Source organism: Pseudoalteromonas sp. SR41-1 (assembly GCF_014164015.1).
Lineage (GTDB): Bacteria > Pseudomonadota > Gammaproteobacteria > Enterobacterales > Alteromonadaceae > Pseudoalteromonas > Pseudoalteromonas distincta.
In genome coordinates this window covers 25541-42350 of sequence record NZ_JACJEK010000011.1, presented here as the reverse complement: position 1 = coordinate 42350, position 16810 = coordinate 25541, and the positions used below count along the sequence as shown (strand labels likewise).

Sequence of the window (16810 nt, the reverse complement as noted above, 5' to 3'; positions counted from 1 at the left end):
TAGAAAAGCAGGAAATCTTTCCTGCTTTTTGTAATCGTGATGGGGAATGAGTGTTATTTGGTACGAAGCTCTATTCGTCCACTTATGGTATCCATTTCAACATTTGCATTACCGCCATTAATACTAAACTCTAAATCACTGGCTGGGCCATATTTAGCTTTACTGACTTTGTCACTACTGACTTTGTTAATGATTTTACCATTAGCATGGGCTTTAATTTCAAACTTTGCTGATACACTTTGTGGGAAATAAAAGTCGGCATCACCACTTACTGATTCAAAACGTACATCACCGCCTTTTAAAAGCTCGTTAATCTGTACTTCTGCTTCGCCATTGACCGTATTAATACGTAGGTTTTTAATAGCCGATAGCGTAAATTCTATATCGCCATTTACGTTTTCAAGGCGTACATCATTAGCGCTTGAAGTTGATTTAATATCACCATTAACAGCGCTAAAACGCAGCTCACCACTTGATTGCCTATCGTTAATTTCACCATTTACGGTTTCAAACTGAATATTCCCGTTTAAGTTCTCAGCGTTCACATCACCATTTACAGTGGTGAGCTTAATGTTGCCAGTAATATCATCTACCGTAATTTCGCCGTTAACCACATCAACTTCTGCGCCGTTTTTAAGCTCCTTTGCAGTCACCGATACATTAACGCCAGCAAACTCTAAACTACTGCTTTTAGGCATAAATATAGTTAGGTTTGAGCCGTCACCACTATTGCCCCAATTTGATTTACGGGGCATTTTTACAATAAACTGTGTTTTATCACCACTTGTTTTAAGCTCATAACCCTGTGCTTTATCATCAAGCTCGCCAGATACTTTAAATTCGTTTATATCCCAGCCTGTAATATGTATATCACCGCGTTGGTTTTCAATAAAAATAGTGCCGCCACTTGGTACGTCTATTTGCTTATCTATTTTTTCACCCGCAAATGCCGCCAGTGGAAATAAGCTCAGTCCTAATAAAATCGCTTTCATATCGTACTCCTAAATGTGCTGCCAACGTGGCGCGTGCACCTTGTTAATTAAATCAAGTTGTTGTTGATATATTTGCGCTAACATTGTCAGTAGCGCTTGGTTTTGTGGTTCGTTTTCAAGAGCTTGCTTTATTGCTTGCTCAGCTTCTTCAAGTTCTTGTAGTTGCGTTTGCCAGTTAGTGGTTAATGCTTCTTTATTTTCGTATTCAACTAACAAACTATTTTTTTTATCCGAAAAGTAATCACTTATAGCCACTACGGGCTGTGGTTCAGGTGCTATAAAAAATATATTAACAGCAATTAAAGCAGCCACAGTACACGCTGCTATTGCCGTTAGTTTTGGCCAAATAATAGTGCGGTTTGGGTTCTGCTTATTATTAACAATTGCTCGCTCAATCCCCGCCCATAAATCTTTTTGTGGCGTAATTTCTTTATCAAGCGTGCTTAATGACTTGTTTAAGTAGTCGTTAAAGTTTGGTTTACTCATTTTCATACCACTCTTGTAATAACTGCCTAGCACGATGATATTGTGACTTACTTGAACCAACAGCCATACCTAATTGCTCCGCGATTTCCTCGTGCCTATAACCTTCAATAGCAAATAATACAAATACCATACGTGCGCGCTCAGGAAGCCTTACTATTAACTTATCGAGGCCATTTAAGCCTTTGCAGTCGTTAGCTGATTGCTCATCCATACCGCTGTGTTCAATACTTACTACTTTTTGTAACCAGTTTTTTTGCTTGCGCAGATAACTTATCGCTACATTACTGGCAACACTATATAGCCAAGTAGAAAACTGCGAACGCCCATCAAATAATGCTATTTTATGCCATACCTGTACAAATACCTCTTGGGCGGCGTCTTCGGCGTGTGCTTGGTCTGCTAATAAGCGTAAACATAAACCGTATACTCGTTTTATATGTAACTCATAAAGCGTTGTGTATGCGCCTTGATCACCCGATTTAACTCGCTCAATGAGTGCAGCTTCGCACAAAGGCGTTGGTTCGGGTTTAACGTGTAACATCCGTGATGCCGCCTTTTAATTATTATTGTTGAGTTGCTATTTAAGTGTATTGATAAGTTAGACGTAATGACAGTTCGAAAAGGTTTAAAAGGAATGAAAAAATAATTGAATAAAAAAGGGGCTTATACGAGGCTTTATACCAATTCGCTTAATTAAGTGATCTATTTTGAGGATGGAAAAACGTGTTGATAGCTAGACAAAAAATTCGCTATTTAGTTGTTCTCGGCAATTGCTCCTGCATTGCTCTACCTTCTGCATCCATGCAGTCGTAAATGAGAATTTTTTAACACAGGTAGCGACACGTTTAGCCCCGCAAAATGATTAAGTATTATTGCGGATTGGTATTATTTAACTGTGCCCTCAACTAATGAAGTTAGCCAAATTATAGGCACAAAAAAGCCGTGCTAATAGCACGGCTTTTTTAGCTTAATTAAAAATTAAGCTTCAGCGATTACGATTACTTTGATAGTAGCCGTTACGTCTGAGTGAACTGAAATTGATACGTCAAATTCACCAGTCTCACGGATAGTACCTAGAGGCAAACGAACTTCTGACTTAGCAACTTCAACACCAACAGCTGAGATAGCGTCAGCGATGTCACGAGTACCGATTGAACCGAATAACTTACCTTCGTCACCAGCTTTAGATACTAATGTAACTTCTGCTAATGCTTCTAGTTTTTCAGCGCGTGCTTGTGCAGCAACTAACTGTTCAGCGATTTTCGCTTCAAGTTCTGCACGACGAGCGTCAAACGTTTCAATGTTAGCTTTAGTCGCAGGAACTGCCTTACCTTGCGGGAAAAGGAAGTTACGTGCGAAACCAGATTTAACTACAACCTGTTCACCTAGGCTACCTAGGTTAGCGATCTTATCTAGTAGAATAACTTGCATGTTTCTACACCTTTTAAAAACTGTTAATCCGCTGCTTACTTATGTAAGTCAGTGTATGGAAGAAGGGCTAAGTAGCGAGCACGCTTAATAGCAGTTGCTAGCTGGCGCTGGTATTTAGCGCTAGTACCTGTGATACGGCTAGGTACGATTTTGCCACTTTCTGTAACATAGTTTCTAAGAGTAGCTAGATCTTTGTAATCGATTTGTTGTACGCCTTCCGCTTTAAAGCGGCAGAACTTACGACGTCTGAAATAACGTGCCATGAGATTAATTCCTCAAATAATTCTTTCTATATGCTGAGCATGCAAAACCAATTGGCTAAGGCCGTTACGACCTTCGTGGCGATTTAAAAAACCACTCACTTGCAATGCCTGCCCAACGTGCAAATGTTGAGTCTGTTGTTGCATTTGCTTTCCACTGGCAACTACCTGAAGCCTCACATAACTATTACGGTTAAGGTCTGCTTCAGTTTGCATTGATTTATGTTCTACAACAAAAATACAATGCGGGATGCCAGCAGGGCTTTGGCTAAACTTGGGAGTTTTACAAACTACCCCAGATATAACCAGCTGATTCATATATGGGCTAACCATTATAATAACTGCTGACTACATGCCATGCTAGGACTCAAAACAATTAAGCAGCTGGTGCTTCTTTCTTCTCTTCTCTTGCAAGAGGAGACGCTTCAGTTACAGCATTTTTAGTACGCATAACTAAGTTACGAAGCACTGCATCGTTGTAGCGGAAAGTAGTTTCTAGCTCGCTGATTACTTCAGTAGGTGCTTCAACGTTCATAAGAACATAATGAGCTTTATGAAGCTTGTTGATTGGGTAAGCCAGTTGACGGCGGCCCCAGTCTTCAAGACGGTGGATAGTACCACCAGCTTCAGTGATAGAACCAGTATAACGTTCGATCATACCAGTTACTTGCTCACTCTGATCAGGGTGAACCATGAATACGATTTCGTAATGACGCATGGATATTCCTTACGGTTAATAGAGCCTTCTACCGTTTCGGCCGGTCGGTTTAAGGCAAGGAATTAATAGTTTAAAAGCCGAAATGAGCGCGCATTTTACGCTTAGACGGATAATTAAGCAAGCAGGTTTTTTAAGCTTTTATAGATAAGAGTTTAAAGGCAATTATTGCGAGCTTCGCTCATCCCGTTAGCAAGCCTTAGGCCTAAAGGAAAAGCTAACCTCGTAGTTTAATATTTATCATATACGCCAAGCTTGCGCGCATAAAAAAGCGCAGCTTTGAATTACTTAAGTCTAACACCTGCCTCAAAATATAAGTATTTACTCAAACTTAAAGCCGTGCAATTATTAAGCAATACATTATTAAATAAGGATATTTATGAAGCTCTTACTATCGCTTGTATTAATACTTACTTTTAGTACACCATTTTTAAGCCACGCAAAAACCAATACAACTGACATAACCGTTGGTAAAAAAGTCATTCTGCAATCAAAAATACTTAACGAAGACAGACCCATTAAAATTTTCATACCTGACACTGTAAAAGACGATCAGCCGCTTTATGTTATTTATTTACTTGATGGTGTTGAGCACTTTCATACGGCGTCTGGTGTTATTAAATCCCTTGTTGATTACGAGCAGATACCTAATGCCTTGCTTGTTGGTATTGATACAACTAACCGCGTTCGTGATTACTTACCTAAAGTAGATGGTGAGCCTAAAACTGAGTTTCAAACCTTTGTAAAAAATAAATGGCCTGAAGCGGGGCAAACTGACGAGTTTTTGAAATTTGTTTCTGACGAACTTATGCCATACATAAATTCTAACTACTCAACTAACGGCTACAACACGTTAATTGGCCACTCTAATGCAGGTACTTTAGCGCTTTATACTTTAGTTAATCAGCCTGAGTTATTTAATAACTATATAGCTATAAGCCCAAACAGTTGGTGGAGTGATGAAGAATTAAAAAATAATATTATAAAATACACTAAAAGCCCTAAAGGCGGTCAATCGTTATTTATTAGTGTAGCAAGTGAAGGGTCACGCTTTTATACCGGTGTATTAAATACTTTAGTAAATTTAGAACAACAAATGCCAACACAGCTAAAATGGGAATATAAGCATTACCCTACTTTTAGTCATATGGGCACCATACTACCAGCCCTTAGCGATAGCCTAATTCACTTATTTGGCGACCTAATTTTTAACGTTACTGACGAGCACGGAAGATTTGCTGATGTATCGCTTATTACAGGTTATTACAAAGCACTGAGTGATAAGTACGGGTTTGAGCTTAAAATTCCACAAGATGTATATGTAGAATTTGCTCATAGCCAGCAAAAATTTGGTAACACAGCTAAAGCTGTTACCACGTTTAAACACTTTACTACCCATTACCCAAATGCAGCCTATTCTCACATGCGTTTATCGCAAGGCTATACTGCAAATAAGCAGTTCAAAGAGGCCGTCACCAGTATGAAACACGCATTAGAACTTGCTAAGCAAAACTCACGCGACCCGCAGTTAATTGATGCACTCAAAGATATGGTGAATGAAGCACAAGAGAATTTGTAACTGATTTAACAAAGCACTTTTTAGCTAACGATAGTAATTACGAGCTACGCTCGTCGCGTCAGCAAGCTAAACGCCTACAGGTAAAATTAAGCTCAGTGTTAAACTTTGCATGTAGACGCCGAGCTTGCTCGCGTGAAAAGCGAAGCTTTTAATATATTTAAAACCACCATAAAACAAAAACCGATGTTTAAATTAAACATCAGTTTTTTAATCAAGCTCATCACTTTACTTTATCCGTTGGGTTTCGCTTCGCTCAACCCAACCTACTTATTTGCCTATCGCTTCTTTGGCGAACAGGTGTTTTATTGGGCCTAAATTATCAACTAATGATAGCCCTACTCCGCGGATAAGTTTTTTAACCGGATTTGCACCTTCAAATAGCTCTTTTAACCCTTGCATCATAGCTATGTGCTTTTGCGCATCGAGCTTACGGGTACGCTCGTAATCGCGCAGTGTACGCGTGCTTGCAAATTCTTTATTATTACTTGTTAAAAGCTCAATTAAATAAGCGGCGTCTTTTAGGCCTAAGTTCATACCAAGCCCTGCAAGTGGATGGATTGTATGTGCAGCATCGCCAATGAGTACCACTTTGCCTGAAACCCATTGCTGAGCGTAGCGCATTTTAAGTGGGAAAGCTGCGCGCGCACTTTGCACTTCACATAGCCCGCATTGGCCATCTATTGCAGCCATAACAGCTTTATTAAAGGCACTGTCGTCCATTGCAAGCAGCTCATCGCAGTGGTTGGGGCTAGTAGACCATACTATTGAATGGGTATTTGCATCGCTCAGAGGTAAAAATGCCAGCGGCCCGGTTGGTAAAAACACTTGGCGTGCGGTATTTGCGTGCGGCTCTTTGGTTTTTACGGTTGCGACTAGCGCATGGTGATCGTAATCTTTAAAGCTAAGCGCCATATTAAATTGTTTGCGAATAGCTGAGTTTGCCCCATCAGCGGCCACCAGCAGTTTTGCAATAATTGGCTCGCCGCTTTTAAGCGTTATAAATACATCTGATTCGCTTTGATGTATTTGCTGATACTGTGTATCGAACATTAACGTGGCACTACTTTGTTGTTCCAACTCTTTTATGAGCGCGTAGCGGATAATGTCGTTTTCAACAATATGGCCTAAATGCTCAAGCTCAAGTTGTTTGTTATCAAACGCTATTTTGCCAAAACTGTCGGCATCGCGTACATCCATATGCGTATAAGCGCACGCTCGCTGTGCGATAATTTCTGGCCATACATTTAATTGCTCAAGCAAGGTTTGACTTGCAATGCTTAGCGCACTTACGCGCAAACCATATTCGTCAGTTGGCAACGCTTGTGTTGGTGCGCCGTCGAGTACAACGACGCTTATATCGGCTTTTGCCAATCCAAGTGCTAGTGTTAGCCCTACGCAGCCACCACCTACAATACAAACCTGTGCTTGCTTCATAAACGCCTACCTTGTTTAACTTGCCCCATTAACTGTTTGGCTAATGGCGCTTTTAATGCGGGAAATAAATCCATCGAAAACAACCCAATACTGCGCCCCAATGCGAGCACTCGCGATGAGTTTGAAAAAAGCCTAACAAGTGCATCGGTTAAACTCATTACGGTTTTTATATCATCACTGCGCTTTTTTGAATATTCACGTGTAAACGCATAGCTGCCTATATCGTGTTGGCTGTTTGCTATTAAATTACTAAGTACTTGCACGTCGCGAAGGCCTAAATTAAAACCTTGTCCTGCAATAGGATGAATAGCATGTGCAGCATTACCAATAACCACTGTACGGTGCGCAGTCAAAGACTCGACTTGCCCGTAAACGAGCGGGTAACTCGTGCGCATGCCTACTTTAGTAAATTGACCACCGCGATAACCAAACGCACTTTGTAGGGCACTTATAAAGTCTTGTTCATTAAGTGCCATATGCTGTTCAACCTGATCTTGGTTCATACACCACACCAACGAATAACGGTTATTGCTCATGGGTAATAACGCCATAGGCCCGCTTTGTGTAAAACGCTCAAAGGCATGATTATTATGCCCACCAGCCACTTCTACATTAGCAATAATTGCGCCTTGTTCATAAGGCTGGGTATTAAAGCCAAGCTCAAGTAAATTACGTGTGGGTGATTGTGCACCATCAGCAATAACCAATAGCGCTGCGCTTAATTGCTCGCCGCTTTGCAGGGTGAGTGTATTGCTATGCAGGGTTTGCTCAATGGCAATTACGCTATCGGGGCACAAAAGCGTAATATTTGACTGCGTTAAACGCAGGTGAAGCGCTCGGCCAAATGGGTTAACTTCTACTACGTAACCAAGTGAAGGTTTAGCAAATTCGTCGCAATTAATGTGCGCTTTGCCAAAGTGGCCTCTATCAGACACGCTCACTTTTTTGATTGCTGCGGTGTAAGGAGCATTTTGTTCAAATAAATTGAGGCTTTGTAAATACTCTACCGATTGCTGAGCAAGTGCAATACTTCTGTCGTCAAAGCTTGGGTGGTAGTCGCCGGTTACTTGATTCGCTTCTACAACGGCAATATTTAACGCGGGATTAGTTTTAGCAACACTTAACGCGCAGCTTGCTCCCGCTAAACCACCGCCAATAACAACTACATCAAACTGCTTAGCCACTTTACTCTCCGAGCTTTATACGTTTTTAGCACTTTGCATAAGTGCTTCTATATCGCTAATTTTTTTAGGCACGCTTAGGGTCAAGTTTTCATGGCCTGTTTCGGTAACTAGCAAGTTATCTTCGATACGAATACCAATGCCTTTATATTTTTGCGGTGCGCTTGAGTCTTCGCTGATATAAAGCCCAGGCTCTATGGTGAGTACCATACCGGGCTCAAATGCACGCTCAACGTTATTTACTTTGTAATCGCCAACATCATGTACATCTAAACCAAGCCAATGCCCGAGCCCGTGCATGTAATATTCTTTACATGCACCTTTTGCCATTAGCTCGTCAAAGTCGCCGGTTAAAATACCTAAATCAAGTAAACCTTGAGTCATTACTTCCATTGCTAGTTTATTAGCATGCGACATGTAACCACCTGGTTTTACTTCATCAAAGGCAACTTCTTGCGCTTTAAGTACAATATTGTAAAGCGCGGCTTGCTCTTCGCTAAATTGTCCATTTACTGCAAAAGTACGGGTAATATCGGCGGCGTAACCTTGTAGCTCACAACCGGAGTCTATAAGTACCAGGTCGCCATTTTTTAATACGTCGCTATTTTGCGTGTAATGTAAAATATTGGCGTTGTCGCCACTACCAACAATTGTGCCGTATGCAGGGTGCGGCGCACCATTCATGGCATAATGATGATGCAGCTCAGCCTCTAGCTGAAATTCAGTAGCTCCGGGGTGCGAAAAACGCATAGCGCGCATATGCCCTCGCGCACTAATTTCACAGCCTTCTCGCATAACATTTACTTCGCTTGGCGATTTAAACAAACGCATTTCATGAATAAGGCCGCGTATTTCTTTTAAAGTACTCGGTGCTTTGAGGCCTTTTCGCGCACCACTTCTAAGTGTACCTAGTAACGTAAACACCTTGGTATCAAATGAAGGATAAGCACCTTGTGCAAAATAAATCGCATCTTTTTCATTTAGTATATCGAGCAGCTTATCGTTTAATTCACTTAACGGGTAAGCTTCATCAAACAAGTAGTCGCTTTTAGCTTTATCAAAGCCAACTCTGCGGCCATGCCAAATTTCTGCAAGCTTGTCTTTATCTAGGCAAAATAAAGTACTGGGTGCATCGCTGTTGTTACATAGTACAAGTACAGCGTCGGGTTCGTTAAAGCCTGTTAAATAGAAAAAGTCGCTATCTTGTCTAAATGCATATTCGGTATCGCGGCTACGCGTCACTTCGCTCGCAGCGGGAATAATAGCAACGCTATTTTTATCCATTTGCGCAAGTAAACGCTCACGGCGTGCTTTAAATTCTGACTTTTGTACTTCAACCATTATTAACCAACCCGTTTAACTTTTTAAACTAATGAAGTGTTTTTTTAGTACTTTGCGTGTTTTGCTCTTTACCAAGCTCTGCAAAACAAAGTAGTGCTGATACGCGCACATATTCAATCACTTCGTGCAGCGCTTGGCTGTCTTCTTCGGTTTCTTCAAAAGTGGTATCTAGGCGAGTGATTTCGCTAAAGTCAGTAATAACCTCTTTAACATCGCTTGATAACTTACCGTAATCTTTTTGCTTTAAGCCAAAACCAAGCATAAACCCTGCTACCCATGATACGAGGCCATTAGCCTGATCGATGAGTGTTTCGTCATCGTTTGGTAAAAATAAATCAAACTGAAATTCGTCATCATTAAAGCTCGCAACTACTTGCTTATAAATAGTGCCAAAAAACTGCTTTAAATCGTTACTAAATGATTCACCATCGTTAAACACATCGCTCAAAAGGCCTAAGTATTCTTTGTCGTCAATGGTTAAACCACACGCAAGTAAACCACTAATTACACCATGCGCTTCGGCAGGTGATACAAATATTTCGTTTTTTTCTAAAAGCAGTTGAGCTTTTTCGTAATCGGGTAAATCGTTCATAATCGAATCTTCGCTTTGCAAGTTAAGGCAATGCTACCACTCGATAAAAAGCAACTCCAATTAATTGTATGATCAAGCTCAAAAACCATGCGATAAAGTAAATGACGAGTTAAAGGTGCGGGAAAACTAAGCGAACGGTTTAATTTTTTACGTTTAGGGTTTAAGGATTGGATTATGTCTTATATACTTAAATTGTTCCCTGGGGTACCGGAGCTTGGTTAAGTCCCTGAGCCGATAAATTTTATACCAGGATTTCTGTTCGTCTACTATTGTGCAAGCTCGGCATGTACCGAGAAGCCTACGGTAAACCGCAGATTTCCGCCCTGAAACCTTCTGGTTTCAGGACTGAAACCGGGTACCGTATCTTGGGGAACACCTTCTTATTTTTATACTCCCTCTTATTACTTATTCATTTTTTTGCTATACCTTCGTACATTATTTTTATAATTTTTGGCAAAAAAAAGCTGCAAGCAATTTCTTACTTACAGCTAAATTTTAAATGCTTACGCTTATTTACTTAAACCAACCTTGAAAGCGCTCCATCATCATGTAGTTTATTGGCACTAACAATAAAGTAATAAAGGTCGCAAAAATAATCCCAAACCCTAGACTTACCGCCATAGGTATTAAAAACTGCGCCTGAGTCGCTTTTTCAAATAATAACGGCATTAAGCCAATAAAGGTCGTTAAACTAGTTAGCATTACAGGGCGAAAACGCGATGCACCTGCAATTTTAACCGCATCTAGTAATTTGCCGCCTTCGCTGCGCTTTTTATTGATAAAATCAACTAGTACAAGGGAGTCATTTACTACCACCCCAGTTAAAGCGAGCATACCAAGCAAGCTCATAATGGTTAAATCCATGCCCATAATCCAATGCCCGACTACAGCACCTATCATGCCAAATGGAATTACACTCATTACTATAATTGGCTGTAAGTAAGACTTAAGCGGTATCGCTAATAGCGCATAAATTATGAAAAATACAAACACAAGCGCCCAAGCCAATGACCCAAACGACTCTCGCTGCTCTTTAGCCTCACCTTCTAGTTTATAATCTACTCCAGGGTATTGTTGCATTAACTCATCTAAATACTCCGTTAGGTCAGCCTGAAGTATGGTCATGTTGGTGTTATTTTTTTCGATATCCGCTGTTACATTTAAAGTACGGTAGCGGTCTATTCGGTTAATAGTTGACGGGCTTTGCCCTGCGGTAAGGGTTGCAACATGCGATAATGGCACCGAACCACCAGTAGGTGTATTGATGAGTATATTTTGTAAATCGGCAACTGAGCGGCGCTCGTCTATAGGCAAGCGAACCATTACACGTACATCGTCACGGCCGCGCTGAATACGTTGGACTTGCGAGCCAAAGAACGAGTTACGCACTTGACCTGCAACATTGACTCTATTTAAGCCCAGCGCTAAGCCTTGCTGCGTAAGCTCTATTTGTAACTCTTCTTTACCATCAGACATGCTATCGGCAATATCAAATACCGTTGGGTAGGTCGATAAACGGGTTTTAATGTGATCAGCCACGTCTTGTAAAATAGTCAACGAAGTCCCGCTAAGCTGAACATCAATTGGGTCAGAACTTCGGCCAATTTCAGCTCTAAACGTTAAGCTTTCAGCGCCTGGAATGACACCAATTAAATCGCGCCATTCGCTGGCAAGCTCTCTTGATCCTATGTCTGATTCACGCTTTTCAGCCGGTGTTATTTCAAAGCGTACAGAACCTGAATTAGATACACCACCACGCCCGCCTGTTGTGGCTAATATATTTAAAATAACGCTTTCACCTGTATCTGGGTCGCGGTATTTTTCTTGTAATTGCTGCGCCTTTTGCGACATATCAATTACGTATTTATTAGTGACTTCAAACGGCGTACCTGTTGGTAGTGTTAAGTTAACGCGGACTGTTTCGCTTGGTATACGCGGGAAAAATACAAACTTAGTCCAACCACTAGTGATCATGGTTAAAATTATTATAAACACACCAACAAACAAACTTACCGAAGCCAATTTATGGCGCAGTGCTAAATTTAAAGTTGGTTGATAATATTTTAAAATCGCGTTTTCAAATCCATCTGCAAAACGCTGTTGAATAACATCAAACTTTGAAGGTTCGCCTTTTTCGTGGCGTAGTTTTATATATTTTAAATGTGCGGGTAGTACAAATTTAGATTCAATCAATGAAAACAATAATACCGGAATAACCACTACCGGTATTTGTGCAAACAAAGCACCGCGCGCCCCTTCAATAAAGGCCAAAGGTAAAAAGGCGGCAACGGTAGTTAATACACCAAATGTTACTGGTGTTGCGACTTCTTGAGTACCTAAAATTGCAGCCTGCTCCCCCGACTTAGCTGTTTTTAAATGGGTATAGACATTTTCGCCAGTAACTATGGCGTCATCAACAACAATCCCAAGTACTAATATAAAGCCAAATAAGCTCATAATATTAAGGGTTACGCCAAATATAGGCATCGCTATAAACGCGCCCATAAACGAAACCGGAATACCAATAAATACCCAAAATGCAATTGCAGGTCGTAAAAACAAAGTAAGTAAAGCAAGTACTAAAATACCGCCTTGTAGGGCATTGGTCGTTAGTGTGGCAATTCGACTTTTAACCAGCTCCGAATCATCATCCCAGTAACTTAGTTCAAATCCTTGTGGGAGGGAACTTTGTTGCTCTTGTATGTAATTTTTAACTTCGTCAGCAACAGTAATCGCACTTTGCGGACCAATTCGATATACGTCGATAAATGCAGCCTGCTTACCATTAAAGCGAGTACGTACTGGGGTTTCTTCAAAATCGTCTTTAATTATTGCAATATCGCCTAAACGAATAATCGTGCCGTCAGCTTGGTTTTTAACAACAATATTGGCAAATTCATCTTTACGATATGCTTGCCCTTTAGAGCTTATAAGTACGTCCCCACCTTCAGTTTTTAAGTTACCAGCAGAAATATCAGAGCTTGAATTAGCAATGGCACTCGATATTTGTGCAAGGCTTAAATCGTATTGGCGAAGAACGTCTTGGCTTACTTCAATGGCAATTTCGTAATCACGAACACCACTTAGCTCTACCTGCGTCACATTTGGTAAACGTAGAATTTGATCGCGTACTGTTTCTGCGTATTCACGGGTTTCTTTTTCGCCGTAATCACTTGATACGGTAACCGCGATAACTTCGCGAATTCGTTCCGCAAGCGCGACTATTGGCTTTTCAGCATCCGCTGGAAAGGTATTAATTGCATCTACACGACTTTTAATATCAGCTAAAAGCTCACGCGGGTCGTAGCCCGTTTCAACTTCAATTGTTACAGAGCCTGAGCCTTCAGAAGAGCGGCTAAATATTTGCTTAATACCTTCTAAATCTTGTACGGCTTCTTCTATACGAATTGTTACGCCTTGCTCTACATCCTCTGGTGTTGAGCCGCGCAAACTTACGTTCACGCTTATCATGTCGGTTTCGAATGAAGGGAATACTTCAAGCGGTATTTTAGTCGATAAACTAAAAAGCCCCGACAGCAGCAACGTTACTAGCAATAAATTAGCAGCAACATGGTTTTTGGCAAACCAAGCTATCATGGCTTATCTCCTTGCTTTGCTGGACGGCGTTTTTTTAACTCTTCAACACTTATACCAAGCTCTTTTGCTTTTTGTTCAAGCTGCTCTGGAGTCGGGCGCTTTCCCTTACCTTGCCCATTCACTCCACGGCTTTTAGGTTGATCTGCGCTTTGTTCACCTAAAATACTTACTTGAGTTCCTGAACTTACTTGGCCAAGTGGAGTAATAACAAGCTTATCATTTGCGTTTAAACCGGTTTTTATCATCGCCTGAGTCGCATTTTGCCAAGCTAGTGTGATGTCTTTGCGCTTAAGTACGCCACCTTCAACAATGTAAACGTACGTTCCTTGATAAATTGTACTGTTAGGAATTATAAGTGCGTTAGATACTGTTCTGCCGGTAATTTGCGCTTTTATATACTGCCCAATTTTTATAGGGTACTGGTTATTTGCTGTTGCTTTATACGGGTCATTAATTTTAGCAACTACATAAAGCTGCTGTGCGCCTTCATCTATAGCACCTTCTGTGCGTGCTAATTGCCCTTGCCACGTTTGCTCACCTACTAAGTCAGAAGTAAATTTAACAAATGAACCCGCTTGGTTTTTAGCACCATCGCGATACTGCTCTGGTAAATTTACAAATGGGAGATCTTTATTTTTAATTGGTAAGCGAATCTCAACGCTATCGATTGCGTAAATGGTTGCTAACTGTGTGTTGTTAGTAACAACTTGCCCTAAATCAACACTGCGGCTAAGTATACGCCCCGCATATGGCGCCGTTACTTTAGTGCGCTCTAAATCAAGCATCGCTTTTTCAAGTGCTGCCTGAGCCGATAAAACCTCAGCTTCAGCGGCTGCTAGTTGTGGCTCACGTAGTACTAAGCTGCTTGCCTGATTTGAGCCGCCAAGGCGCTTCCAATCGGTAATGGCTTGTTGCCCACGCGCCTTCTCTTCTAGCAAACCTTGCTCTGCGGTTAATAAATTGGCTTGAGCAGATTTAACTTCAGCCTGATGATCTCTGTCGTCTAGTTTTAAAAGTACATCGCCTTTTTCAAAAAAACCGCCTTCTCTAAAGTCATCACTTACTTCAATTATTTGCCCAGATGCCTGAGCCACTAACAAACTTTGTGTACGTGGTTTTACCGTACCGTAGCTGTCTATCATAACTTGATAATTTTGTGGTTTTAGCTCAAGCGCAGCCACACTTATTGATGCCTTAGGAGGTGTCCCAAAGCGTTTAGCCTCTGGTGGATTCCCCTTAATAAACATAACAATTAAAATTGTGGCAACAATAACCACCGCTGGAATAATAATTTTTGCTGTTTTAGTTTTCATCGTTATTGCTCTTTAGTTCACTTGAGGGCTTTGCAAAATCACCACCAAGGGCAATGTGTAGGTTAATTCTATTGGCTATTAATTGGTTTTTAATATCGATTAAGGAGCTTTGCGCGTCAAAAGAACGGTCTTGGGCATCAAGCACTGTCGTGTAAGTTACCAAGCCACTTTGATACTGCTCAAACGACAATTGCTCTGCAGCAAGTGCGTTTTCTTGTGCCTCTAACGTGCTTGTATATTGAGCTTTGAGGGACTGCTGCTGCGAAATTGCATTTTCAACATCACCAAATGCGTCATAAAGCGTTTGTAAATAAAGCTGCTCTTGCTTTTGAGTATTAAGACGCGCTATTTCTTCGTTGGCTTTTAAGCGCCCACCTTCAAAAAGTGGCGCTGAAATACTACCTAACAAAGACCATGCAAGGCTTGATGGAGAAAACAAGTCGCTTACTCTGTCTGTACTATCACTTAATGAAGCTGTTAAATCTAAACTTGGAAAGCGTTGTTTGTGCGCATATGCCAATGATGCGTCGGCTGCTAAAAGCTCATACCAACTTGCACGTAGAGTAGGTTTTCGCGTTATAAGCTCAGAAGGTAATCCTAGAGGAATATCGGTATTAATAACAGGTAAGTCACTACTAGCAGTAATAGCGCCTTTTGGGTATTCACCAAGTAAACGCTCAAGTGAACGTGCTGACGCCGATAAACTCGCTGTTTGAGTGGCAATGCGAGAGCGTTCATTATTAAGCTCATTACGCGCTAAATACACATCGAGCGCTTCGTTTATGCCTTGGCGATAGCCAGCTTCAATAATATCGAGATTTTGTTGTGAGTTGGCTTCGCGACGCTTAAATAAATCCAGTAATTGCTGCGCCGTAACCACATCAAACCAACCTGTTACTACATCAGCAACAAGTTGCTGTTTAGCTTGCTCAAACCGTGCCTGCTGAGCTAAATAGTTAAGATTAGCTTCGCGCTTGGCGTCAGAGAGCTTACCCCATAAATCAACCTCGTAAGTTAAGTTTAAACTAGCTGAGCTTGCGTTGTCGTAACTTACAGGGCGGTTGTCTTTACTACGGCTTGTACGTGTTGATAAATCAAGGCTTGGCCAAAGTGCAGCGCCCGAGACTATAAGTTGCTGCTTTTGAATTTCAACATCATAACTCGTTTGCAAAAGCTGTTGGTTATTTTTAAGTGCTTGTTGTACAAATTTATTAAGCGTAGGATTTTGTAATTGTGTAAGCCATTGCTCTTGTACTTTTAATACTGAGCTTGATGCTTCTTGCTGCCATTGCTGAGGCATATTATTAGGGACTTGCATGCGCTGAGACGAGTTTAAATCACTCGCACAGCCGCTCAGCAGCATCACACTAATTGCCAGTAGGGTTGGCTTGCATTGCCAAATCATAATTAAACCTAAATTACTGCTATTTATGAACGTAATTCAAGCACTTTGGCAAATTTTGCTCAACTTACTTTACATAACATTACATAGCTAGCGATGAATTAACATAATAGCCAGTTATACGGTAAAAATGAGTAAATGATCAGCAATTTTTAATACTAAAATTAACTTTTTGTAGTGTATCTAAAAGATTATACCTAATTCGCTTAATTAAGTGATCTATTTTGAGGTAAGAAAATCGTGTCGATAACAAGGCAAAAATTTCGTTATTTTTGTCTTGTATCAGAAATTTTTAACGCAGTTGACGGCAGATTTAATCACTCAAATTAATTAAGTATTATTGCGGATTAGTATTAGACATATAGAAACAAAAAAGCCCCGCTATAAGCGAGGCTTTTAAATAAATGGTGCCGACTAACAAAGTCGAGCGGGTAACTTATACAGACTACTGATTACAAGTCAGTTGCTTCAAGTTACCTAAAATAAA

General features: G+C 40.8%; 15 protein-coding genes and 1 other RNA gene. 2 read left to right on the top strand and 14 right to left on the bottom strand.

Translation table 11 applies throughout. The features are described 5' to 3' along the window. Positions 1-53: 53 nt before the first annotated feature. The 7 genes from H5118_RS11225 to rpsF all read right to left on the bottom strand — a co-directional run bounded on the left by H5118_RS11225 (position 54) and on the right by rpsF (position 3887). Positions 54-992: a DUF4097 family beta strand repeat-containing protein gene (locus tag H5118_RS11225; protein ID WP_182748837.1), complete on the bottom strand. Its 939-nt coding sequence runs from the start codon at positions 990-992 to the stop codon at positions 54-56. 9 nt (positions 993-1001) lie between these two features. Then, positions 1002-1484 (bottom strand): hypothetical protein, encoded by a 483-nt coding sequence (locus H5118_RS11220; protein WP_182748835.1) that lies wholly within the window; start codon positions 1482-1484, stop codon positions 1002-1004. After that, a complete protein-coding gene (locus tag H5118_RS11215; protein WP_002963053.1) occupies positions 1471-2019 on the bottom strand; it encodes an RNA polymerase sigma factor in 549 nt (182 codons plus the stop codon). The genes H5118_RS11220 and H5118_RS11215 overlap by 14 nt, the downstream gene beginning before the upstream one ends. 437 nt (positions 2020-2456) lie before the next feature. Further along, positions 2457-2909, bottom strand: a complete 453-nt coding sequence (gene rplI, locus H5118_RS11210) for a 50S ribosomal protein L9 (RefSeq protein WP_002962755.1) — start codon at positions 2907-2909, stop codon at positions 2457-2459. Positions 2910-2944: 35 nt separating this feature from the next. Beyond that, positions 2945-3172, bottom strand: coding sequence for a 30S ribosomal protein S18 (gene rpsR / locus H5118_RS11205; RefSeq protein WP_002962753.1), 228 nt, complete (start codon positions 3170-3172; stop codon positions 2945-2947). Between the two features lie 12 nt (positions 3173-3184). Then, positions 3185-3502 carry a primosomal replication protein N gene (priB, locus tag H5118_RS11200; RefSeq protein ID WP_004588456.1) on the bottom strand — a complete coding sequence of 106 codons (318 nt, stop codon included), beginning with the start codon at positions 3500-3502 and terminating at the stop codon, positions 3185-3187. Positions 3503-3545: 43 nt separating this feature from the next. Continuing rightward, on the bottom strand, positions 3546-3887 hold the full coding sequence (gene rpsF, locus H5118_RS11195) for a 30S ribosomal protein S6 (protein WP_002962750.1): 342 nt from the start codon (positions 3885-3887) through the stop codon (positions 3546-3548). 376 nt (positions 3888-4263) lie between these two features. Between rpsF and H5118_RS11190 the strand changes: the two genes are divergently transcribed. Next, positions 4264-5463: an alpha/beta hydrolase gene (locus tag H5118_RS11190; protein ID WP_182748833.1), complete on the top strand. Its 1200-nt coding sequence runs from the start codon at positions 4264-4266 to the stop codon at positions 5461-5463. 267 nt (positions 5464-5730) lie between these two features. Here H5118_RS11190 and H5118_RS11185 read toward each other — a convergent pair whose 3' ends face one another. From H5118_RS11185 to H5118_RS11170, 4 genes are read right to left on the bottom strand one after another with little or no spacing between them, the layout of a single operon-like run. Beyond that, positions 5731-6897 carry an FAD-dependent monooxygenase gene (locus H5118_RS11185; RefSeq protein WP_182748832.1) on the bottom strand — a complete coding sequence of 389 codons (1167 nt, stop codon included), beginning with the start codon at positions 6895-6897 and terminating at the stop codon, positions 5731-5733. Continuing rightward, entirely contained in the window at positions 6894-8081 is a 1188-nt protein-coding gene (gene ubiH / locus H5118_RS11180; protein WP_182748830.1) for a 2-octaprenyl-6-methoxyphenyl hydroxylase, read from the bottom strand. The genes H5118_RS11185 and ubiH overlap by 4 nt, the downstream gene beginning before the upstream one ends. Before the next feature lie 15 nt (positions 8082-8096). Next, positions 8097-9419: a Xaa-Pro aminopeptidase gene (gene pepP, locus H5118_RS11175; RefSeq protein WP_182748828.1), complete on the bottom strand. Its 1323-nt coding sequence runs from the start codon at positions 9417-9419 to the stop codon at positions 8097-8099. Positions 9420-9447: 28 nt separating this feature from the next. Then, positions 9448-10011 carry a UPF0149 family protein gene (locus tag H5118_RS11170; protein WP_002962745.1) on the bottom strand — a complete coding sequence of 188 codons (564 nt, stop codon included), beginning with the start codon at positions 10009-10011 and terminating at the stop codon, positions 9448-9450. A gap of 193 nt (positions 10012-10204) precedes the next feature. Between H5118_RS11170 and ssrS the strand changes: the two genes are divergently transcribed. Further along, positions 10205-10387: non-coding RNA, 6S RNA (gene ssrS / locus H5118_RS11165), on the top strand. Between the two features lie 137 nt (positions 10388-10524). On the opposite strand, the gene H5118_RS11160 is transcribed toward ssrS, so the two are convergent. Genes H5118_RS11160 through H5118_RS11150 form a run of 3 tightly spaced genes read right to left on the bottom strand, consistent with a single transcriptional unit; the run spans position 10525 to position 16326 of the window. Then, positions 10525-13608: an efflux RND transporter permease subunit gene (locus H5118_RS11160; protein ID WP_182715610.1), complete on the bottom strand. Its 3084-nt coding sequence runs from the start codon at positions 13606-13608 to the stop codon at positions 10525-10527. Then, positions 13605-14921, bottom strand: a complete 1317-nt coding sequence (locus H5118_RS11155) for an efflux RND transporter periplasmic adaptor subunit (protein WP_182748826.1) — start codon at positions 14919-14921, stop codon at positions 13605-13607. Before H5118_RS11155 ends, H5118_RS11160 begins: the two co-directional genes overlap by 4 nt. Then, positions 14911-16326 (bottom strand): TolC family protein, encoded by a 1416-nt coding sequence (locus H5118_RS11150; RefSeq protein WP_182748824.1) that lies wholly within the window; start codon positions 16324-16326, stop codon positions 14911-14913. The genes H5118_RS11155 and H5118_RS11150 overlap by 11 nt, the downstream gene beginning before the upstream one ends. Positions 16327-16810 lie beyond the last annotated feature (484 nt).